A 20748-nucleotide genomic window follows, 5' to 3' on the forward strand; every position below is an offset into this window, starting at 1 on the left:
CCGGGGCCTGCACCCTACAAGTGCCGCAGTTGCTCAGATCAGCTGGTCGATGAGTACGGCGTTGCTGTAGATCAGGCTGCCGTCGCTGGCGCGGTGGCCGACCAGGTGGAACTGGCCGCGCTCGTCGCGGCCCAGGTAGACGCGCAGCTGGCAGTCGGTCAAGGGCCCGTAGCCTTCGGGCATCTGCAGTTCGAGGGTGCTCATGTCGACGTCCACCCAGCGTTCCTTTTCATGGGTGCGTTGCAGCTCTTCCTCGGCTTGCTCCAGGCGCCGGTGGTCGGTGCCGCTGAGGTAGAAGTGGATGTCCTCGATGGGCGTCGAGCGCGCGTCGGGGCTGGTCTTGCACCAGCCTTCGATGGTCAGGGTGCTCATGGCGTGGCCTCCCGTTCGATGGCGGACAGGGTTTTGCCCGGCCTTCAGAGTTTTCTGACCGAGGCCGGCGTCCAAGATTCGATTTTTCTGCCGGGCCGCCCGCGCCGCTTCCGCCGTGCCGATACAGGCAACAGCGGTTTGCGCGCAGAACCTAGAACTTCCAGATCGGGCCGTAAGCGCCAACGCAGGCGTTTTCGAGGGCGTCGCGCCGGACGCTGTGCGCATTCACGCCGCCCCATTGGTCGATCTCCAGTACCAATTGCGGGTCGAGTACCTTGCCGCTCTTCAAGTGCACGCTGTCGTAGACGCGCAGGTTGTTGCCCGCGTTGACCACGCGGGATTCCATCCAGGCTTCAGGTTCGCTCCCTTCATGGAGGCGGGCGAGGAGGGCGTTGTAGAGCGGAAGCTTGCGGCCATCGCTGGATTTGCAGTCGATGTTGATCTTCCTCACGGTCGCCTCGGCCTGCGGTGAACTGAAATGCAGCCGTGGGCCGAAATCGCGCTGCAGCTTCTCCACGTAACTCGGCCCTGCCACAGGGCCGGGGGCCTGTGTCGATGGGGCAAGCAGCTTTCGGGTCGGCGTGGCCGGCGACTGTTTGGCGAGGGCGTTTTCGCAGGCTGTTCGGCTTTTGTAGAAGCGGTAGGCAAGCGTTTCGCCGGTGGGTTTGTAGGTCGCCGAGGCGACCAGGACGGTGCCGTCGTCGCTCAGCTTCGAGGTTTGCCGGTCATAGCTCCCGGCGTCGCCCCAGATTCCATCGGGCAGCCCTTGCGGCCATTCGTAGCACTGCGGTGGCGCGGCGTTCCGGCGCAGTTCGTAGACCCGCCCCTGCAGGAAGTCCGTGGGCGATTGGGCACTTGCGGTAAAGGACAGGAGTGCAGTCACGGACATGCACCTGGCGATGATCGTTGGCGTCCGATTCACGCAGCGTCTCCTTGTTGACCCATCCAGCCTTGGATTGGGCATTTGGGCTTGGAGGGATTATGGCCCTTGCCAGGATCGACGTTGTTCGCAACGGAGCAAAAACCGGCGCCGTTTTCTGCGGTGGTTCACCTCTGGCACCAAGGCAGCGGCCTGCGCATGGGCGTGAATCCGGGATTGGCTATTCGAAGGGTTGCCGAATTCTCATGAAGTCATGCAAGCATAGTAAATAGAAGTTATTTGATTCGGCACGTAAGTTGGTTCTTCACTCGTGCAATTCTAATTATTTCTCTCTCCGCAAAATATATTTGAATCGGTAAAACACTATTACCCAATAGTTTGTGAATCCCCGTATTTCAAGGGCTGCGCAGGTGTATGGCTATTGGGTTTTCCTGGTGCGGAAACTTTTCTAGTTGCTTTGACATCGTTCTGAAATATTCGAAAAACAATATTCCGCCGCAGTTTGGGGACAAGGACTTCGCATGAGTCGGAGCTTTGCGAGAACCAAACTTCTTGGGCGGAAAGTGCCGCCTTTCTTGATGATCAGGAGAGTCTTGATGCGTAGTATTTCTGCACTGAGCGGTATGGGGATTTGTACGGGGGCGCTGCTCGTCCTGAGCGCTCCGGCACATGCAGGAGTCGATGCCAAGTTGCTGGAGATGCTCAAGAGCAACGGCTCGATCAGCGCCGCTCAGTACTCCGAGCTCAAGGGCGAACTGGAGCGGGAGAACCAGGTTGCTGCCGAGCAAGCCAAGGCCGCCAAGGCCAAGAGCGACCAGATGAGCGCCTTCGAGCAGAGCCTGGCCTGGGCCGCGAAGACCCAGGTGAAGGGCGACGTGCGTGTTCGCCAGGAAACCGTGCATGCACAGAACAGCGGCACCAAGGGCGACCAGAACCGCCAGCGCATCCGCGCCCGGGTCGGCTTCTACAGCCAGATCAACCCGCAGGTCGACACCGGCATCCGCATCGCTACCGGCAGCGGCGACGACGCCCGCTCGACCAACCAGAGCATGGACAACTACTTCGACAAGAAGCAGCTGTGGCTGGACCAGGCGTACATCGACTTCCACCCCACCGCGATCAAGAACCTGCACCTGATCGGCGGCAAGATGAACCAGCCCTGGGTCAGCGAAGGCGACATCATCTGGGACGGCGACATCAACCCCGAAGGCTTCGCCGCCACCTACAAGTACCCGCTGGGCGGTAGCGCCGAACTGTTCGGCAGCGCCGGCTACTTCAACCTGAAGGACAACGTCGATGGCGACGGCTACGCCTTCCAGCATGACCTGCGCCTGTACAGCGGCCAGCTCGGCACGCGCTTCGCGCCCATCGACGGCGTAAAGGCGACCCTGGGGGCGAGCGTCTACGCCTACGACAACGGCGACAACAGTGCTTGCGGCACCTCGACCACCACGCCGTGCCAGCTCTCCGCCAACGGCAACACCACCAAGGACTTCCGCCTCTACGAAGGCTTCGGCCAGCTGGACTTCGCCAACCTGCCGATCCCGCTGTCGCTGTACGGCCAGTACGTGGTCAACGAGGCGACCAATAGCAACCAGGACACTGCCTGGCTGACCGGCGCCAAGTCGAAAGTGGGTGATTTCAGCTTCGACTACAACTACCGCGACGTTCAGCGTAATGCGGTAGTCGGGGCCTTCACCGATTCGGACTTCGCCAACGGCTATACCGCCTCGCGCGGTCACAAGTTCAAGGTGGGTTACGACATCGACAAGAACTTCGCCCTGGGCGCCACTTATTACATGGCCGAATCCGACGCCGCCAGCGGCACGCGCAAGGATGCCAATATCGATACGCTGCAACTGGATCTGGAAGCCAAGTTCTAATCGCTTCCTTCTGTAATACCGCTCCGCCAACGCCTGATATCAAACGTACGGTTTCAGTATCCAGCTGAAATCGACAAGGACTCTCTTTGCCTGACTTTCAAAGTTTGTGGAGAGAGTCGGCGGAGCGCTGCTGGTAACTTCATCATCCGTTTTTCCCCTTGGCCGTCACAGCGACCCCATGCGCTTTGGCGGCCTGTTTTATTCTGGCGTTGAGAACTCAGGGCGCAACTTTCGGCAGGACGCCAGCCGGCCAGTCGATCAGTAGGTTATTTCCACCGATCGCCCAAATGCATTGGTCAGGGTCCTGTGGGCACTGGCCGCTTCGCCGATCAGTCGCTCGAATTCGACGCGTTGTGCGGGCGTGATCGGAATCGTGACGCGGTGAAGAAATTCCAGCAGGCGCTGATGCGCGGCAACCGATTCCGCCATCAGGCGCTGTTTGTCGCAGGCGTCCTCCATCGCTGATCCTCCTACTTCGGCACGCTTGGAGTTCATGGGCGCGTTTCACGGATAGCGGGTAATTCTTCCTTCCTGAATTTCCGCGGCGAACACGTCGAGGGAGTCGGCATCGATCTCCAGCTGCACGGCAGCTGCTTCGAGCTCGCTGGCCAGCCAGTCCTGGGCCACGGACCTGGAGACCTTGCGCAGCAATTCGGTCGCCGCGGCGTTGTTGAACGCCGTGGTGCGAATCGCGCGGCGAAACTGCTCAGTCATTGCGCTCACTGCTCAGCCCCCGATTTGGACACTTGCAAAGAGAATTAGCCGATGAATGCAGTCAACATTTAGGCCAGCGTCGCCACCGGACGAATTGCAGAGAGAAGCCGACCAATAACAGACGTTCGTGCCAGGTTGCCGGATGACGCCGTCGGCGCACGCCACTACATTGCTTGCACGCATGACCAGGCAGTCAGTTGAAAAAAATAAGGTGGTATGTGCCATGCGACAGAAGATCTGCAGCAAGATCGGCAATTGCATGCTTATTGTCGAAACCCGTGATGTCATTCGTTTTGCCGCTGAAGACAAGTACATCGTTGCCCACACCCCGACGAAAAGTGTGTGCTTCGAAGGAACCCTGAAGGCCCTGGAAGAAGAGTTCGCGGCGGATTTCATCCGCATCCATCGCAGCCACCTGGTGCGCAGGACCCAGCTGACCGGCCTGCGTTGGGACGGCTACCTGGCCAGCGTTTCGCTCAAGGGCTGCGAGGAGCGCATACCGGTGGCCCGACCGCGTTGCGCGCACGTGCGATCCCTGCTCGAGGGCGCGCCGATCAGCCCCCTGCACATTCGGCAAGTGGGATCGCCCATCTCGGAGCAAGCGCTCCCGATCGAGGCCAGCAACGGCGACGAGCCGCTACTGTGCTTCAGCGGAGGGGAGTGGTAGCAACCGTCAGAACCGCATCATCGGCAGCGGGCTCAGCGGGTGCTTGAGGGTGCGTTTGCCGGTCAGTTGCAGCAGGCGCAGGTGGAAACCCGCGGTAGGAAAGGCAGCGTGGAGCTTGCGCAGAAAGTCTCGCGCCAGCCCCGAAGACAGTATCCCCAATGACACGTCCGCCCAGTCGGCGCGCCTGAACGCCTCGACCAATCGGCCGCCTTCGCCCCTGAACGGGGTGATCTTGTGGTGTTGCTCGATCATCGACTCGATTTCCGCCGTGTCCACCGGACATCCCTTCGTCACGATCCAGTCCCGCGCCAGCCGCCGGGATGGCGCGAGGTAGTCGAAGGTGTCGTCGGTCCAGATGCCCAGGTCGTGGAAAGCGGCTGCCAGGCTGATCGTGCGCGTCAGTCGTTCGTCTTCGTCAGAGCCCGTGACCATCGCCAAGCACAGGTTGGCGACGCGATAGGCGTGGTTGCGGTAGGCAGTGAAGTCACGCCCCAGTTGGGCCGCATGGAAATCCAGCACTTCGTCCAGAAGGGGGAGCTGGTCCCTCGCTTCAAGGGGTGTGGTTCCAAGCATTGGCCTTTCTCCTTCTGTGAATTTGCGGCCACTCGAAGAAGCGAAATGCAACGGAACCCAGGCCTTCGCGACTTGCATCGGATCCGTATTCGGCTCGGTTGCCCATGGGCAGTCTAGTCGCTGGCAGGGCAGCCCCATGGTTGCCCTGCCGGTCGCCCTCAATAGGTGATGCACACCGATTTGCTTTCGGTGAAGCCCTCGATGGCCGCGCGGCCGAATTCGCGGCCGATGCCCGATTGCTTGAAGCCGCCGAAGGGCAGGTTGGGGTCGAGCGGGACGTGGTTGTTGACCCAGACGGTGCCGGCCTCGATGCGCGGGATCAGGTCCATCACCTTGCCCAGGTCGTTGCTCCAGATGCTCGCGGCCAGGCCGTAGGGGTTGTCGTTGATCTGCGCCACGGCGACGTCGAGGTCTTCGTATTTCAGCACCGAGAGCACCGGGCCGAAGATTTCCTCGCGGGCGCAGGCCATGCCGGCGTTAACGCCGGCGAGCACGGTCGGCTCGACGAAGTAGCCGGGCAGCTCCGGGCGGTTGCCGCCGCAGACGATGCGCGCGCCCTGGTCGCGGGCCACCTGCAGGTGCTGCAGCACGCTCTCCTGCTGGCGGCGCGAGACCAGCGGGTTGATCTGCGCCTGCGGGTCCATGCCCGCGCCTATCTTCAGTTCCGCGACCTGGGCGCCAAGGCGTTCGACGAAGGCGTCGTAGCAGCTCGCGTGGACGAAGAAGCGCGAGGCTGCCGCGCACACCTGGCCCTGGTTCAGCAGGCCGCCGCCGATGGCGCCGGCCACGGCCTTGTCGAGATCGGCGTCGGGCAGCACCAGCATGGGGTTCTTGCCGCCCAGTTCGAGGGTGAAGCGGGTCATGTTCTGCAGCGCCGTGCCGCCGACCTGCTTGCCGACTTCGGTGGAGCCGGTGAAGGACACCTTGCTCACCAGCGGGTGCGCCACCAGTGCCGCGCCGGCCACCGAGCCGCGGCCCAGCAGCACGTTGAACACGCCGGCGGGGATGCCCGCCTGGATTGCCAGTTCTGCCAGGCGCAGCACGGTCAGCGGGGTTTCGTCAGCGGGCTTGATGACGATGGTGCAGCCGCAGGCCAGCGCCGGCATCACCTTCCACAGCGCGATCATCATCGGGAAGTTCCACGGCACTATGCCGGCCACCACGCCCACCGGCTCGCGGCGGGTGTAGGCGTTGAAGCGCGCGCCGGCGGGCATGGGGATGGAGACGTCGAGGGTCTGGCCTTCGATCTTGGTCGCCCAGCCGGCCATGTAGCGCATGTAGTTGACGGTGGCGCCGACCTCGATGGCGCGGGCGATGTGGATCGACTTGCCCTGGTTGAGGCTTTCCAGCTGGGCCAGTTCCTCGCCGTGCTGTTCCACCAGGTCGGCGAAGCGCAGCAGGGTGCGTTCGCGCTCGGCCGGCGCCAGGCGGCTCCAGGCGCCGGAGCGGAAGGCGCGGTGCGCCGACTGGACAATGGCCTCGACCTGCGCGAGGTCGGCCTGGCAGGTTTCCGCCAGGGCGCTGTCGTCGGCCGGGTTGCGCAGCACGCGCACGGCTTCGTCGCCCTGCGGGCGTTGCTCGCCGTCGACGAAGGAGGCGTGGCGGCGGGCGAGGAAGGCTGCGACGCTGGAAAGGGGCTGGATCAGTTGGCTGGTCATGGGGTGGCTCCCGAAACGATGTAGGCGTTCAGGCTATCCAGGCCGCCGTATGGGCGGCTTGTCTGTGTCTGCCAGCCTTTCATGACCCGGGCTGCCGGCCCTGGCAGCCAGCAACAAATTCGTCGGCAGCCGTGGGCAAGAACCTGGCGGTGCACAGGCGCAGAGTGTTCGGCAAGATTCACCGGGCCGCGTCCTGCGCCGGTGCTGGTGGATCGCGGCCCGCTTCCACAACAATCGGCCGCGCCGTCGTAGCGGGGCTCCGCCCCTTGATGCCTAAGCCCACAAGAATCGAAAACATCTGCTTAGAGGCCCACCAAGATGTCGATCAACCACAAGCTCAGCGAGCACCTGCAACGCGGCACGGTCGGTTTTCCCACCGCGCTGGCCAGCGCCATCGGGCTGATCATGGCCAGCCCCGTCATCCTCACCGCGACCATGGGCTTCGGCATCGGCGGCAGCGCCTTCGCCGCGGCGATGCTGATCGCCCTGCTGATGATGCTGGCGCAGTCCACCACCTTCGCCGAGGCCGCCTCGGTGCTGCCCACCACCGGCTCGGTGTACGACTACATCTCCTGCGGGATGGGGCGCTTCTTCGCCATCACCGGGACCATCGCCGCCTACCTGATCGTCCACGTCTTCGCCGGCACCGCCGAGACCATCCTTTCCGGGGTCATGGCGCTGGTGAACTTCGAACACCTGAACACCCTGGCCGAGTCGGCCGGCGGCTCCTGGCTGCTGGGCGTGGGCTTCGTGGTGGTGTTCGGCATCCTCAACGTGTTCGGCGTGAACGCCTTCGGCAAGGCCGAGGTGGTGCTGACCTTCGGCATGTGGACCACGCTGATGGTGTTCGGTGTGCTGGGCCTGATCCAGGCGCCCGCCGTGCAGCTGGACGGCTGGTTCGGCGCCTCCACCGTGGGCACCGACCTGCAGACCGTGCTGTCGCTGGTGGGCATGGCTATGTTCATGTTCGTCGGCTGCGAGTTCGTCACCCCGCTGGCGCCGGACCTGCGCAACTCGGCGAAGGTGATGCCGCGCGCCATGGCGCTCGGCCTGGTCGGCGTTGCGGCGTGCATGTTCATCTATGGCGCGGCGATGAAACGCCAGGTGGAGAACGTGCTGCTCGATGCCGCCGCCGGCGTGCACTTGCTCGACACCCCCATGGCCATCCCGAAATTCGCCGAGCAGGTGATGGGGCACGTCGGTCCGCTTTGGCTGGGCCTGGGCTTCCTGTTCGCCGGCGCCGCCACCATCAACACCCTGATGGCCGGCGTGCCGCGGATCATGTACGGCATGGCGGTGGACGGCGCGCTGCCGAAGTTCTTCACCTACCTGCATCCGCGCTTCAAGAGCCCGGTGCTGTGCATCCTGGTGGCGGTGCTGATTCCGTGCGCCCATGCGCTCTGGCTGCGCGGCAACACCGACCACATCATGAACCTGGTGCTGGCCGCGGTCTGCGCCTGGGGCGTGGCCTACCTGCTGGTGACAATCTCGGTGGTCAGCCTGCGCATACGCCGTCCGGACCTGCCGCGCGCCTATCGCTCGCCGTGGTTCCCGCTGCCGCAAATCGTCTCCAGCGTCGGCATCCTGATCGGCATGTGGTACATCACCCCGCCGGGCATGAACCCCGCCGACATCTACGTGCCGTTCGCGGTGATGCTGGGCCTGACCGCCATCTACGCGCTGGGCTGGACCCTGCTGGTGCAGAAGGTCAACCCGTTCCGTCCGGTGCCGGTGGAAGAGGTGCTGGAGAAGGAATTCCGCAACGAGCCGGGCATCCATTCCAGCGAGTTCTACGGCCATGCTTCCAAGGCTGTCTGACTGGTGGAACAAGGCACCCTCGGGCTACCGCCCGGGGGTGACCCTGGAGCAGGCGCGGCGCAACCTCGGCGGCCTGCAATTCGAAGCGCTGGCGCCCGGGGCAGGGCGCTTCGCCACGGTGGACGGCGGGCTGGTCTTCGAGCTGCACGAGAAGCCCGAGTCGCAGTTCCTGATGCACCTGGTGCTCACCGAGTTCGTCGTCGACGGGCCTGCAGTGGGCGTCGAGGACGCGACCCTGGAGCTGCGCCACACCGGCGCCCTGCGTCGCCAGGGCATCGCCTGCAAGGTGCGCGAGGGCGACTCCACCCTGGGTGAGCGCCTCGCCGAGCGCCTGGCGCAGGATGAGCACCTGCAACGGGCGCTGCTGCCGCTGGACTTCAAGCGCCTGCAGCTGCAGCGCGCCGACGGTCGCTGGACCATCCGCCTCGAGCACATGGCCGCCAGCGAGGTGGTCAACCGCCTGCCGAACTTCCGCCGCTACCTGCGCCTGAGCCGCGAGCAGCGGGACTACCTGCTGCGCGCGCTGTTCCACTTGCGCCGCGTGCTGGGCGACTTCTGAGAGCGGTTCGCCGCTCTCTTTTCATTTACAGGTTATCGAGCGCGACTGGCATCCGATTTGCGTAGGAAAGGGCTGTCAGAAATTCGTTGCGAGCAAATAGATAACATGTTAACTGTTTTGCAACAAAAACAAGGTCACCCCACGGAGGTGCGTATGCAAGCCCAACCATCGGCACGGATCGGACTGGAAGGCTGGAGCGCGGCGCTGCGCTCGATCTGCGGTCAGTTCGAGACCGAGTTGGCCTTCAGCCGCTCGCTGTTCATCGGCGAGATCCATGCGCAATCGCACTCCGGCCTGACCATGGCGCACCTGCGCACCAATGCCGGGCTGATCGCCCGTAAACGCCTCAATGCGGACCAGGACGACGACCGCCATTGCTTCCTCATCAGCCAGCGCAGCGGCTTCTCGCAGATCAGCCAGAACGGCATGAACATCCAGCTCTCGCCCGGCGAGCTGCTGCTGATGGATTCGGTGGGCAGCTGCGAGATCACGCCCTTCGGCCTCATCGAGCACGCCTCCCTGCACTTGCCGCGCGCAGCGGTGGAGAAGGTGCTGCCGGGGCGCAACAAGTTCGGCAAGGTGTCGGCCTCGTGCGCCAGCGGGCGCATGCTGCACCTGCTGGTCGACCAGCTCTGCCGCGAGCCGGAATCGACCCAGCCCGGCGCCGAGAGCGAGGCGCTGGTGAACGCCTTCATCAGTCTGCTCGGCCCGGCGCTGTCCGCCGGCACGCCGGAACCTTCGGGCGGCGTCGCGCTGCAAGGCTCCAATCTGCGCAGCTATGTGCAGAAGGTCATCGACGAATCCCTCACCCAGCCGAATCTCACGCCGGTGGGCCTGGCGCAGCGCCTGAACATTTCGGTGCGCCACCTGTACCGGCTGTTCGAAGAGCAGGGCGACAGCGTCTGCCGCTACATCCAGCGCGCGCGCCTGCAACGCAGCGCCGACGACCTGGCGAACCCCTTCCTCAGGGGCGAGTCGATCACCACCATCGCCTACAAATGGGGCTTCACCGATTCGGCGCACTTCAGCCGCGCCTTCAAGAAGCACTTCGAGCGTTCGCCCAAGGATTTCCGCGCCGGCGCCCTGCAAGGCGCGGCCTGAAGCCGCCTCAGTGCAACTGGTCGACGAGCACGGCGTTGGTATAGATCAGGCTGTCGTCGCTGGCGCGGTGCCCGACCAGGTGGAAGTGGCCGCGTTCCTCGAAGTCCAGGTAGACGCGGAACTTGCAGTCGGTGAGTGGGCCGTAGCCTTCCGGCACCTCTAGCTCCAGGGTGCTCATGTCGACGTCTACCCAGCATTCCTTTTCGTGGGTCCGCTGCAGCTTTTCTTCTGCTTCTTCCAACCGACGGTGGTCGGCGCCGTTGATGTAGAAGTGGATGTCTTCGATGGGAGTGGACATGGCGTCCGGGCTGGGCTTCCACCAGCCCTCGATGGTCAGGGTGCTCATGGCATGGCCTCCTGCATGATGGCGGGCAAGGTGTTGCCCAGCCTTCAAAAGAGTCAGACCGAGGATCGGCTCCAGCTTCGATTGTCCCGCCTGGCGGCGTGACCGTCATCGCTTTTGCGGCGGACGGTCGGGCGCCGCGCCGGCGCCCGCCGCGGCAGCCGGACGGTCAGTCGGCGAGTTGCTTCGCCAGCTCATGCACGCGCTGGCGGAGGAAGGCAGCTGCCTCGCTGCCGGGCTGCTGCAACTGGATGAATTCCAGCAGCGGGTCTTCCACCGCGGTCCGCAGGCCGCTCATTTCCTCCAGCACCGCCAGGCCGCAGAAGGGCACGTAGGCCTCGGCGTAGCCGCCTTCATGGACCAGCACCAGACGCCCGTCGCACAGCTGCTCGGCCGCCTCGCGCAGGCGCGCGGTCATGGCGCGGAAGCTGCCGCTGTGCAGCAGCATGCGAGCCAGCGGATCGACTGCGTTGGCGTCGTAGCCGCAGGCAACGATGATCAGTTGCGGGCGGAAACGCTGCAGCGCCGGCAGGACGATCTCGTCCAGTGCCTGCAGGTAGGCGTCGTGGCCGCTTCCGGCGGGCAGCGGGATGTTCAGGTTGGCGCCCAGGCCTGCGCCGCGGCCGCGGTCGGCGACGCCGCCGTAGCCCGGCGGGAAGCAGTTCTCCTGGTGCAGGGAAATGCTCAGGACGTCGCCGCGCTCCTCATAGATCGCCTGGGTACCGTTGCCGTGGTGCACGTCCCAGTCGATCACCGCCACCCGTTCGAGACCGTGGCGTGCCTTGGCTGCCTCGATGGCGACGGGGATGTTCGCCAGCATGCAGAAGCCCATGGCCTGGTCGGCCAGGCAGTGGTGGCCCGGCGGGCGCGACAGCGAGTAGGCGTTGTCCGCCTCGCCGCGCAGCACGCAATCCACCGCTGCCATGGCCAGGCCGGCGGAGAGCCTGGCGATCTCGTAGCTTCCCGGGCCGATGGGCGCGTGGTCGCCCAGCTCGCCGCCGCCGGCGTCGCTGAGGGCCTTGAAGCGTTGCAGGTAGTGCTCCGGGTGGATGCGCAGCAGATCCTGCTCGCTGGCCGGTTCGGCGCTGCGCAGGTCGAGGCGACGGGTCAGGCCGGAAACGTCCATCAGGCTCTTCAGCCGGCGCTTGCTTTCCGGCGATTCGGCGTGGCCGCCGCCGGCCGGCGGCTGTACCCAGCCGCCCACGGGGAGGAACAGGGCGTGCTGGCTGGCGCTGTGCCAGAGGGTCAGTTCATCGAAGAAGAACGCAGTGCGTCGGGTCATGGGAAGCTCCATTCAGAGGGGGTGGGGCGTGGCGGTAGCCGCGCGCGGGCGGCTGCCGAGGATCAGCGGGAGGGCGAGGACGGTGAGCGCGGCGGCGGCCGGCAGCAGGTTCTGGAAGCTGCCGTCGGCGCCGATCAGGCGCCCGCCGATGGCCGGGCCGAGGGCCAGGCCTGCGCCTATCACCAGGTTGCTCAGGCTCATCAGGCGGCCGCTGGCGTCGAGTTCGGCGAGGCTGGCGAGGATGAACGGCAGGGCGTAGGTCCAGGTGAACTTGAACAGCAGCGCGGCCAGGGCGAAGCGCGCCAGGGGCGGGTCGCCGAGCAGCAGGAGGATGGCCAGGGCCATGAGCGAGAAGCCGGCGACCAACTGGCGTTCGCGACGCCAGCGCTCGCCAATCAGGCTGGCGCAGCCGGCCCCGACGATGCCGGCCAGGGTGGCCACGGCCAGTACCTCGCCGCCGAGGGTGGCGGACAACCCGGCGCGCGCGCCGATGGCACCGACGAAGGTCCAGACGGCGCTAAGGGCGACGTAGAAGCCGAACAGCCCGAGGATTGCCGTCAGCACCTTCCAGCGCGCGGGCGCCGGCTGTTGGCTGCCGCCCCTTGCGACCGCACTTGCGCCGGCCGGGAAGGCGCGCACCAGTGGGAGCGCCAGCAGCATGAGTGCGGCGAGGGCCAGATAGCCTGCGCCCAGGCCGTATGCCTGGTACAGCCGAGGCAGTAAGGCCAGGCCAATGGCGCCTAGCACCAGTTGGCCGAGCACCCAGATGCCGTAGGCGCGGCTGGGGTTGGGCATGCCGGCGGCGCAGGAGAGGCAGAGGATCATCAGCGATCCGCCGCAGAAGGCGCTCAGACCGCGCAGGCCGAGCAACGTGTGGTAGTCGACAGCCTGTGCCGAGGCCAGGTTGGCAAGGATGAAGCCCAGCGCCGCGAGCAGGCCGGCCAGGCGCCAGTCGACGCGCTTCAGCCAGTACAGCGAGGGCAGGGTGGCCAGGCTCATGGCGCCCAGCTCGACGGCGAACAGGTCGCCGATGCGCGCCGGTTCCAGCTGCAGCTGGACGGCCAGTTGGCTGGCGATGGCGGGCGCGGTGAGCAGCACCGCCGGGGTGATCGCGGCGAACAGCACCACGGCCGCCAGCAGAGCCGGCGAGGAATTGCGCGAGAGGGTCATGACGGGCTCCTCAGAATACGTGGACGAAGCGCAGCAGCAGGTTGTCCTGGGCATAAGCGTTGTCCGTGGAAAGTGGTGCGGTCAGGCCGAGCAGCAACTGGTTCTGGGCGTCCAGCCAGTGGCCGACCTCGAAGCCGGCCTGGGTGTAGCGCTGGTGGCTGTCGTCGAGGTCGTGGCCGCCTAGGCGCAGGGCGCCGCCGTCGGCAGCGATGAAGCGCAGCGCGCCGTAGGTGCTGGGGGTGAAGTCGTAGGAGGCGAAGGCTTGCAGGCGATACAGCGGTTTCTGTTCGAGGGTGGCGCCAAGGTAATCGTCGTTGTCGCCGTAGAGCTGGGCTTCGAGGTTGGCTTCCAGCATCCACTTCTCGCCGACGCCCTGGGTGTAGTTGTAGTTCAGGTCCAGGCTCCAACGGTTGGCGCCCGGCGAGACACCCGGGTCCTTGGCGTGGTACTCGCCCAGCGGCAGGCCGAGCAGCACCAGCAGGCCGCTGTAGGTACGCGCCTGCGGGTCGTTGATGAAGAACAGCGTGCCGCCCACCTGCGGATCGCCAAGGCCGCTTTCGTGGCTGTGCTCGCTGGCGCCGGGCGTGCGCGCTTCGATGTCGGCGTAAGGCACGATGAACTGCGGGGTACACAGGGTTCCGCAGATGTCGCTGAACCACAGCTGGCGGTAGGCCAGGGCGTTGACCTTGAGGTCGGCCTTGCCGTTGGCGTCGGCGTCGCCGTGGAAGTCCTCGGAACGGGTCAGCGGCAGGTAGGTGACGCCGACCGTGGTGCCGACCGATGCGGTGACGAAGTCGCGGGCGTTGAGGTCGGCCGCCTGCGCGTGGCCGAGGGATAGTGCGCCAAGGGCGCAGAGCGAAAGGCTTCTGTGCAGTCTCATGGAGGTTTTCTTCTTCTGACGGTGGGGCGAGCGAAAGCCTCCCCGGGCGTCGCGCGCGGGCGCGGCGTCAGGCGTTGGAGGCGGTGGGGAAAGCGGTCGGCGATCAGCCGGGCGGGTGATGCAGCAGTTGCGCGATGCCGGCTTTGCCGTTGACGCCGAGCTTGCTGTAGATGCTGCGGATGTGATGGCGCACGGTGTTCGGCGCGAGGCCCAGGTCGCGGGCGATTTCCTTGTAGGTGCTGCCGCCGCCGAAGCGCTGCGCGACCTCGGCCTCGCGGGTGCTCAGGCGGGCCATGGCTGGGCGCAGGCGGGCGCTGAGTAGCAGCAGGTCGTGCACCGCGGTGGCCTGTAGCTGCAGGTGCTGGCCGCTGTAGCCGGCGGCCGGGTCGACCGCAGTGGGCAGGCAAGGGCCGGTCCACCGCGGCCACTCCCGCAGCAGCAGGCCGACGAAGCCACGCTCGGCGTAATGCAGCATGCCGTGCCGGTCGCACACCGCCAGCGCCAGGGGATTCGGCGCGTCCAGGCGCTCGCGCAGGGCGACCAGCGCACGGATCTGGTTGGCGCCTTCGGCTGCCACCAGATGCGGCATCAACTGGTCGACGAGGAAGCGATCCTGCTCGTCGTAGGGCCGGGCGCCGATGCGCCGATACAGGCTCAGGTGCAGGCTGAGCTGGGTGCTCGGGTCGATGTGGATGATGCAGAGGAATTCGCCGAAACCGTGGCTCTCGGCCAACCAGCGTAGGCCGGGCGTGCAGTCGGCGGCGCGGGTGTCGATGCGCACCGAGTGACCGGGGTTGGCGTAGACGCGGCTGACGGTGATGTCCTGGTCGAGGATCGCCCGCCAGTCGTCGAGGTAGCTGTCCGGCAGCTGGAACAGGTGGCTGCTGTGCACGTAGGGAAGGTCGTCGACCAGCCCGGCGCGGCCCCACCAGGCCATGTCGAAGTCCAGCAGTTGCTGCAGGCGGCGCATGGCGCTGTCGTGGAAACCGGGCAGGGCGCATTCCTGGGCCAGGCGCTGGAGGTCCAGTACCAGGGTGTTGAATTCGCCGAAGCGGCGCGCGCTGAGCGTCAGGTCTTGGGTGCTGCTCATGGATACCCCTGCTGCGACTTTATTTGTTGTTGTCAGTCATCAGTGAGCGGCCGGGCGTCAGTGCGACGGGGCAGGGCCTTGGATTCGAGTATCCGCGCGGCGCGTGCCCCGTACCATCCTGCAGATGCAGGATGGCAGGGACGTTCGTCAGGTGCGCGCAGCGGTCTCCGGCAGGGTCGCGCCACCGTCCACCACCAGGGTCTGGCCGGTGATGTACGCGGCTGCGTCGGAGGCGAGGAAGAGCATGGCGCCGGCGATGTCGTCCGGCTCGCCGAGGCGGCCGAGCGGCACGCCTGCAGCGATATCCGCGTTGAGTTGGTCATTACCGAGGTTGGCCATCGCCGGGGTGCGGATCATGCCCGGCTCCACGCCATTGACGCGCACGTTGCGTGACGCCAGCTCCAGCGCGGCGTTGCGGATGAAGCCGTTCACCCCGGCCTTGGATGCTGCGTAGTGGCTCAGCCCCGGATAGGCCACGCGCGGGCCGGTCACCGAGGAGGTGGCCAGCACGCAGCCGCCGCCCTGGCGCTCGAACAGCGGCAGGGCTCCTTGCGTCAGCCAGAACAGCGCGCCGAGGTTCACGTCCAGGGTGCGTTGCAGCAGCGTCGGAGTGATCGCCTGGAAGTCCGTCAGCGGGAAGTACGCGGCGTTGTGCACCAGCACGTCCAGTTGCGCCAGGCCGGCGAACAGACCGGCGATGTCCTGAAGTTTGGCCAGGTCAACCTGCGCAGCCTGTACGTCCCGGCCTTGCGCGCGCAGCTCACGGGCCAGCGCTTCGGCGGGGTCTGCTTGCAGGTCGGCTATCAGCACCCGAGCGCCGCTCGCGGCGAAGCGTTCGACGATGCGGCGGCCGATGCCCTGGGCGCCGCCGGTGACCAGCACGGTCTTGCCGGTGAAGTCGAAGTGCGTGGCCATCAGGCACCTCCCAGGCGTTCGTAGGCGAGGGTCGGCACGTCGACGATGGTCGAGCCGCCGTCGGCGACCAGGCAGGCGCCGGTGACGATGGACGCCTCGTCGCTGGCGAGGAAGCGGCAGAGGCTGGCGATCTCCTCGGCGCGCGCCGGGCGGCGCAGCGGCACCTCGGCGGTTACCCGCGCATAGGCGGCGTCCAGGCTCTCGCCGTAGTGCTGCATCAGCGGCTGCATTTCCTCGTCGGCCATGGGCGTGCGCACCCAGCCCGGGCACACTGCGTTGACCCGTACGCCGCCTGGGCCATAGTCGCGCGCCAGGGAGCGCACCAGGCCGATGAGCGCGTGCTTGGCGGTGGTGTAGCCGCACACTTCCGGGCCGGCCGCCAGCGAGGCGATGGAACCGACCAGGACGATGCTGCCGCGCCGTTCGATCAGATCCGGCAGGCAGGCCCGGGCACTCTGGAAGGCGCTGTCGAGGTTGCCGCGCATCGCGGCCTGCCAGCCTTCGTCGCTGGTCTGCAGGGCGCTGCCGAGGCCGTGGCCGCCGGCACAGCCGATAAGTGCGTCGATGCCGCCGAATTGCGCCCTGATCTGCTCGACGAAGCCACGCCAGGTCGCGCTGTCGGCGGCATCCCCGGCGAGCACCAGCCCGCCGGTTTCCGCCGCGACCCGCTGCAGCGCCTCGCGGCGGCGGCCGACCAGCACCAGGTTGGCGCCTTCGGCGGCGAAGCGCCGCGCGCAGGCCTCGCCGATACCGCTGCCAGCGCCGGTGATGACCACCGTGCGGGCGTCACTCATGGCCATAGTCCGTGCGGTTGAGTACGTCGCAATAGGAGCTGACCGGGAAGTTCGACACCTCATCGAAGCTCGCGCCGGCGTAGCCGAAGATCTTGCCGTCGCTGCGGTGCTGCTGCATGTCGATCATCACCAGGCCCAGGGTCGGGACGATCTTCTCGCGCCAGACGAACAGGTAGAGCTCGTCGGCGATCTTGTAGTAGTGGCAGCGGTCGGTGTCGCACAGCCCGGCCTCGACGCCGCGCAGGCACTGCCAGCTGTAGTAGTTCTCGTTGAGGTAGATGTGCTCGTAGACCTCGCTGGGGCTGTAGCGATAGCGGTTGCGCAGGCCGACCAGATCGGCCGTGGGCGCGTGCGGGCAGGCGCCATCCTGCCAGGGGCGGTCGAGGCTGCCGTGGAGGAACTCGACCTGCACGCCGGTCAGGTCCTTGCCGGCCAGCGCGCGGTGGTAGAGGCCCTCGTGGGTTTCGGCGGCTTCCGGCAGGCGGCCCAGCACGGCGGTGAAGGCCTGGCTGTGGCGGTCCAGCACCAGGCTGATCGACCAGGCCTGGCCACCTTCGTGCTTGATGAAGTCGACCAGCACGATGCCCGGACGCACCGAGGTGGCGCGGTAGGGGGCCTCGCCGGCGGAGTGGCCGTCGGCGGCTTTCCAGCGGGTGGTCTCGGCGTCGAAGTGGTGCTCGATGCGCCAGCCGTTGGCGAAGTTCAGCTCGATGCGCTGGCCGGCGAGGTCGGCCAGGCGGGGCAGGATGAAGGCTTCGGGGGCGAAGCCCTCGGCGAGGGCGCCAACGGTGATCCAGTCGGAGGAAGCGGTCATGGGTGGAACTCCTTTGTTTGTGGAGCCCACATGCTGCGCGGCGGGCGCCGCGCGCAACATCAACCGGATGGTTGATCCAGGAACAGCCGGGCGATGAGTTCGCTACGGCTGGCCACACCGGTCTTGCGGAACAGGTGAATGAGGTGGGTCTTCACCGTCGCCAGGCCGAGGTCGAGCTGGCGCGCCAGGTCCTTGTTGCTGGCGCCGTCGCGCAGCAGCAGGGCGATCTCGCGTTCGCGCGGGGTGAGCTGCTCCAACGCTGCCTGCGCGCTGGCGCGAGGCAGGCCCTGGGCGGCGAGTTCGAGCAGACTTTGCAGGGCGTGCAGGCGATTCAGTTCGTCGGCGGAGAAGGGCGCTTCACCCACTCGCCGCAGCAGCGACAGCCCGGCCAGCGGGCGGCCCTTGTCGGCGGCGATGATCTCGACCACGTCGATCACCCCGTGCTGGCGCAGGAAGCCACCGTAGCGCTGGCTGCGCTCGGAAGACTGGTGCGCCATGCCGACCGCCAGCGGCACCACGGGCAGGCCGGTGGCCAGGCAGCTGGCCGGTTGCAGCGGATCGAGCGGGCGGTAGTGGGCGAGGTAGTCGGCGTGCATTTGCGGACGCATGCGCTGCAGTTGGAAGTCGCAGGCCTGCAGGTCGGCGTCGATGCGGTAGAAGGCGGACTGCGCGGCAGGCACCAGCTGGTCGAAGGCGCGCAGGCAGCGCTGGCCTATCTGTTCGGGGGTGGGCATGGGTGGGCTCCTCGGCTTTGGAGCAGAGGGTAACCGTTCGCGAGCAAGCTCGCTCCTACGAAGGGCCGATCGGTGCCGACGCGGACGTTGTAGGAGCGAGCTTGCTCGCGAACCAGGCGGCGCGGAGGGCTTAGACCACCGCGTAGTAGTGCTTCACGAAGCTGTCGCTCAGCACTTCCCAGAGCACCGGGGTGCCCTTGGTGACGAACCAGGTGTCGCCGGTCTTGTAGGTCTGGCTGTGGCCGGTGGATTCGTCGGTCAGGCGCAGTTCGCCGCTGACCACGGTGGCCTGTTCGTTGAACGGGTAGGTCATGCGGAACTTGCCCTTGGTGGTGCCGAAGTAGGCCGCGCTGACCGGGTCGGTGGGGGCGCCGGCGGTCATCTTGCCGAAGGCGCGGACCTCGCCTTCGAGGATTTCCGAGCCGAGGTCGGCGACGGTGCCCCAGGCGTCCAGCTGGTCGAGGGTGATGCCTTGTTGGATGGCGGTGAGGGCCATGGTGGTGCTCCTGTACGAGTGGGGGAAAGGGTGGATCAGCGGCGGCCGGACCAGTAGCCGGACACCTGGTGCCAGGTCTTGCCGGCGCTGAGCAGCAGCGGGCGCATCTGGTCCTTGCCGTGGACGCGGATGCGTCGCACCGAGCTGATCAGGTCGTAGCGCGCCGAGCCTTCGCTCATGCCCTCGGCCAGCACCTTGCAGATGATGTGGCTGGGGGTGACGCCGAAGCCGGAGTAGCCCTGCACGAAGAAGGCGTTGGGGCGGCCCGGCAGGCTGCCGATCTGCGGGAAGAGGTTCGGGCTGCAGGCCATCGGGCCGCCCCAGGCGAGGTCGATCTTCACGTTTTCCAGGTACGGGAAGATCTTCAGCATCAGTGCGCGGTTCCAGGCCTTGAGGTCGCGCGGGATGTGCTCGATGAAGGGTGTGGCGGCGCCGAACAGCAGGCGGTTCTCGTTGGTCACGCGGTAGTAGTCGATGACCGGGCGGATGTCGCTGTAGGCGCCGCGGATCGGGCTGATGCGCTGGATGAGTTCGTCCGACAGCGGCTCGGTCATCATCTGGAAGGCGTAGGTGTTGATGGTGCTCTTGTGCAGCTCCGGCTCCAGCTTGTTGAGGAAGCTGTCGCAGGCCCAGAGCAGCTTGCTGGCCTTAACCGAACCCTTGGCGGTGCGCACGGTGATGCGCTCGCCGTACTGCACGTCCAGGGCCGGGCTGTACTCGAAGATCTTCACCCCGTGGCTGGCCAGCGCCTTGGCTTCGCCCAGCAGCAGGTTGAGCGAGTGCACGTGGCCGCCGCCCATGTGCAGCAGGGCGCTGGAGTAGGCGTCGGAGCCGATGATCTGGCGCACTTCGGAGCCGTCCAGGTAGCGGATCTCGTGCTTGGAATTGAGCGACTTGAACTCCTTCTCCCAGGTCCGCAGGGTCTTCGCCTGGCGCGCATTGAAGCCCATGTAGCCGTAGCCGTGGCAGAAGTCGGCGTCGATGCCGTACTTCTGGATGCGGCCCTTGATGATGTCGGCGCCCAGGTCGCTGATCTCGAAGATCTGCCGCAGGCCGTCTTCGCCGACGTCCTTGCGGATCTTCTCCAGGTCGTGGCCGATGCCGGCCATGATCTGCCCGCCGTTGCGCCCGGTGCCGCCGAAACCGAGGTAGCGCGCTTCCAGCACGACGATGTTGGTGATGCCTTTCTCGGCCAGCTCCAGGGCGGTGTTGATGCCGGAGAAGCCGCCGCCGATCACGACCACGTCGGCTTCCAGGTCCGCTTCCAGCGAGGGGAAGGACAGATCGTATTTCTTGGTCGCGGTGTAGTAGGTGGGGGTCTCGATGTTGATCATGACTGCAGCCTGGAACCGGATTGAACGGAGCGCGGATGTTGCCGCGCGGATGGCCTATTAGGGGCTCGGGTGGCCTCGGCTGTCTTGACCCAGGCTGCCCGGTTTCTTGTCCGGGGCTGACGCGTCAGCCGGCCAGCAACTGGCGCACACGCTCGGCGGCGGCTTGTGCGCACAGTGTGTCGTCCGCCTCGGAGGCACCGGAAACGCCGATTGCGCCTATGCAGACGTCACCCAGGCGCAGCGGCTCCCCCCCCCCCCCCACAGGCAGCCCGGCCTGCAGCGGCAGGCCCTGGCGCACCGCCGGGGAGCAGCGTTCAAGGCGTGCCTGCCAGTCGCCGGTGGGCAGGTTGAAGGCGACGGCGGTGCGGGCCTTGTTCAGCGCGATCTCGCGGCAGGGCGCCGGGGCGCCGTCCATGTGCGCGCTGTGGATCGGCTGGCCGCCCGCATCGACCACCGTGATGCTGATCCGCAGGCCGCGCGATTCGGCCTGTTCGAGGGCGGCCTGGAGCGCCTGCATGGCGAGCTTGAGGGTGATTTGCGGTTGTTGGCGAAGGTACGCGGACATCGGGTGTTCCTCACGAATGGCAGGCCGGTGCATGGCGCCTGGCAGGCTGGGTCATGACCGGCGGCGCGCGCGGCCTTTCAATGGCCGGCAGTTCTGTTGTCGATGG

General features: G+C 66.4%; 23 protein-coding genes. 5 read left to right on the plus strand and 18 right to left on the minus strand.

Going from position 1 to position 20748, the window contains the following annotated elements:
• Positions 1-33 precede the first annotated feature (33 nt).
• Entirely contained in the window at positions 34-372 is a 339-nt protein-coding gene (locus tag PKB_RS11960; RefSeq protein ID WP_043251989.1) for a hypothetical protein, read from the minus strand.
• A gap of 151 nt (positions 373-523) precedes the next feature.
• A complete protein-coding gene (locus tag PKB_RS11965; RefSeq protein WP_242411223.1) occupies positions 524-1261 on the minus strand; it encodes a hypothetical protein in 738 nt (245 codons plus the stop codon).
• 587 nt (positions 1262-1848) lie between these two features.
• Between PKB_RS11965 and PKB_RS11970 the strand changes: the two genes are divergently transcribed.
• Positions 1849-3135 (plus strand): putative porin, encoded by a 1287-nt coding sequence (locus PKB_RS11970; RefSeq protein WP_043251993.1) that lies wholly within the window; start codon positions 1849-1851, stop codon positions 3133-3135.
• Positions 3136-3393: 258 nt separating this feature from the next.
• Here the strand turns inward: PKB_RS11970 and PKB_RS11975 are convergent, their stop codons facing one another.
• Both PKB_RS11975 and PKB_RS11980 read right to left on the minus strand, forming a co-directional pair.
• Positions 3394-3630, minus strand: a complete 237-nt coding sequence (locus tag PKB_RS11975) for a hypothetical protein (RefSeq protein WP_156958027.1) — start codon at positions 3628-3630, stop codon at positions 3394-3396.
• Positions 3631-3639: 9 nt separating this feature from the next.
• Entirely contained in the window at positions 3640-3849 is a 210-nt protein-coding gene (locus PKB_RS11980; RefSeq protein ID WP_043251996.1) for a hypothetical protein, read from the minus strand.
• A gap of 223 nt (positions 3850-4072) precedes the next feature.
• Here PKB_RS11980 and PKB_RS28745 point away from each other — a divergent pair, with 223 nt between their 5' ends.
• Positions 4073-4516 (plus strand): LytTR family DNA-binding domain-containing protein, encoded by a 444-nt coding sequence (locus PKB_RS28745; RefSeq protein WP_052355250.1) that lies wholly within the window; start codon positions 4073-4075, stop codon positions 4514-4516.
• 6 nt (positions 4517-4522) lie between these two features.
• Here PKB_RS28745 and PKB_RS11990 read toward each other — a convergent pair whose 3' ends face one another.
• Positions 4523-5089, minus strand: a complete 567-nt coding sequence (locus PKB_RS11990; RefSeq protein ID WP_043251997.1) for a hypothetical protein — start codon at positions 5087-5089, stop codon at positions 4523-4525.
• Positions 5090-5247: 158 nt separating this feature from the next.
• Positions 5248-6747, minus strand: coding sequence for an aldehyde dehydrogenase family protein (locus tag PKB_RS11995; protein WP_043252000.1), 1500 nt, complete (start codon positions 6745-6747; stop codon positions 5248-5250).
• 318 nt (positions 6748-7065) lie between these two features.
• Between PKB_RS11995 and PKB_RS12000 the strand changes: the two genes are divergently transcribed.
• The 3 genes from PKB_RS12000 (at position 7066) to feaR (ending at position 10225) form a co-directional block, all read left to right on the plus strand.
• On the plus strand, positions 7066-8565 hold the full coding sequence (locus tag PKB_RS12000; RefSeq protein WP_043252001.1) for an APC family permease: 1500 nt from the start codon (positions 7066-7068) through the stop codon (positions 8563-8565).
• The gene (locus tag PKB_RS12005; protein WP_052355251.1) at positions 8546-9124 is read left to right on the plus strand and encodes a DUF3156 family protein; all 579 of its coding nucleotides are present in this window, start codon (positions 8546-8548) and stop codon (positions 9122-9124) included. Before PKB_RS12000 ends, PKB_RS12005 begins: the two co-directional genes overlap by 20 nt.
• Positions 9125-9277: 153 nt before the next feature.
• Positions 9278-10225 (plus strand): transcriptional regulator FeaR, encoded by a 948-nt coding sequence (gene feaR, locus PKB_RS12010; RefSeq protein WP_043252004.1) that lies wholly within the window; start codon positions 9278-9280, stop codon positions 10223-10225.
• A gap of 7 nt (positions 10226-10232) precedes the next feature.
• Here the strand turns inward: feaR and PKB_RS12015 are convergent, their stop codons facing one another.
• The 12 genes from PKB_RS12015 to PKB_RS12070 form a co-directional block, all read right to left on the minus strand.
• Complete coding sequence (locus PKB_RS12015) at positions 10233-10571, minus strand: hypothetical protein (protein WP_043252006.1); 339 nt, start codon at positions 10569-10571, stop codon at positions 10233-10235.
• Positions 10572-10737: 166 nt separating this feature from the next.
• Entirely contained in the window at positions 10738-11850 is a 1113-nt protein-coding gene (locus PKB_RS12020) for a class II histone deacetylase (RefSeq protein WP_043252008.1), read from the minus strand.
• Between the two features lie 12 nt (positions 11851-11862).
• On the minus strand, positions 11863-13020 hold the full coding sequence (locus PKB_RS12025) for an MFS transporter (RefSeq protein WP_043252010.1): 1158 nt from the start codon (positions 13018-13020) through the stop codon (positions 11863-11865).
• A 10-nt stretch (positions 13021-13030) separates the two neighbouring features.
• Positions 13031-13900 carry a transporter gene (locus tag PKB_RS12030; protein ID WP_043252012.1) on the minus strand — a complete coding sequence of 290 codons (870 nt, stop codon included), beginning with the start codon at positions 13898-13900 and terminating at the stop codon, positions 13031-13033.
• Positions 13901-14003: 103 nt separating this feature from the next.
• Positions 14004-14990, minus strand: a complete 987-nt coding sequence (locus PKB_RS12035) for a helix-turn-helix transcriptional regulator (protein ID WP_052355252.1) — start codon at positions 14988-14990, stop codon at positions 14004-14006.
• 147 nt (positions 14991-15137) lie between these two features.
• Entirely contained in the window at positions 15138-15905 is a 768-nt protein-coding gene (locus PKB_RS12040; RefSeq protein ID WP_043252014.1) for an SDR family oxidoreductase, read from the minus strand.
• Entirely contained in the window at positions 15905-16699 is a 795-nt protein-coding gene (locus tag PKB_RS12045; protein ID WP_043252016.1) for an SDR family NAD(P)-dependent oxidoreductase, read from the minus strand. The genes PKB_RS12040 and PKB_RS12045 overlap by 1 nt, the downstream gene beginning before the upstream one ends.
• Positions 16692-17513 (minus strand): molybdenum cofactor biosynthesis F family protein, encoded by an 822-nt coding sequence (locus tag PKB_RS12050; RefSeq protein WP_043252018.1) that lies wholly within the window; start codon positions 17511-17513, stop codon positions 16692-16694. Before PKB_RS12050 ends, PKB_RS12045 begins: the two co-directional genes overlap by 8 nt.
• A 59-nt stretch (positions 17514-17572) precedes the next feature.
• Positions 17573-18247 carry a response regulator transcription factor gene (locus tag PKB_RS12055; RefSeq protein ID WP_043252020.1) on the minus strand — a complete coding sequence of 225 codons (675 nt, stop codon included), beginning with the start codon at positions 18245-18247 and terminating at the stop codon, positions 17573-17575.
• 130 nt (positions 18248-18377) lie between these two features.
• The gene (locus PKB_RS12060; protein ID WP_043252022.1) at positions 18378-18743 is read right to left on the minus strand and encodes a cupin domain-containing protein; all 366 of its coding nucleotides are present in this window, start codon (positions 18741-18743) and stop codon (positions 18378-18380) included.
• A gap of 35 nt (positions 18744-18778) precedes the next feature.
• Positions 18779-20077: an NAD(P)/FAD-dependent oxidoreductase gene (locus PKB_RS12065; RefSeq protein WP_043252023.1), complete on the minus strand. Its 1299-nt coding sequence runs from the start codon at positions 20075-20077 to the stop codon at positions 18779-18781.
• Positions 20078-20201: 124 nt separating this feature from the next.
• Positions 20202-20642, minus strand: coding sequence for a GlcG/HbpS family heme-binding protein (locus tag PKB_RS12070; protein WP_043252025.1), 441 nt, complete (start codon positions 20640-20642; stop codon positions 20202-20204).
• Positions 20643-20748 lie beyond the last annotated feature (106 nt).

This window comes from Pseudomonas knackmussii B13, assembly GCF_000689415.1.
Classification (GTDB): Bacteria; Pseudomonadota; Gammaproteobacteria; order Pseudomonadales; family Pseudomonadaceae; genus Pseudomonas; species Pseudomonas knackmussii.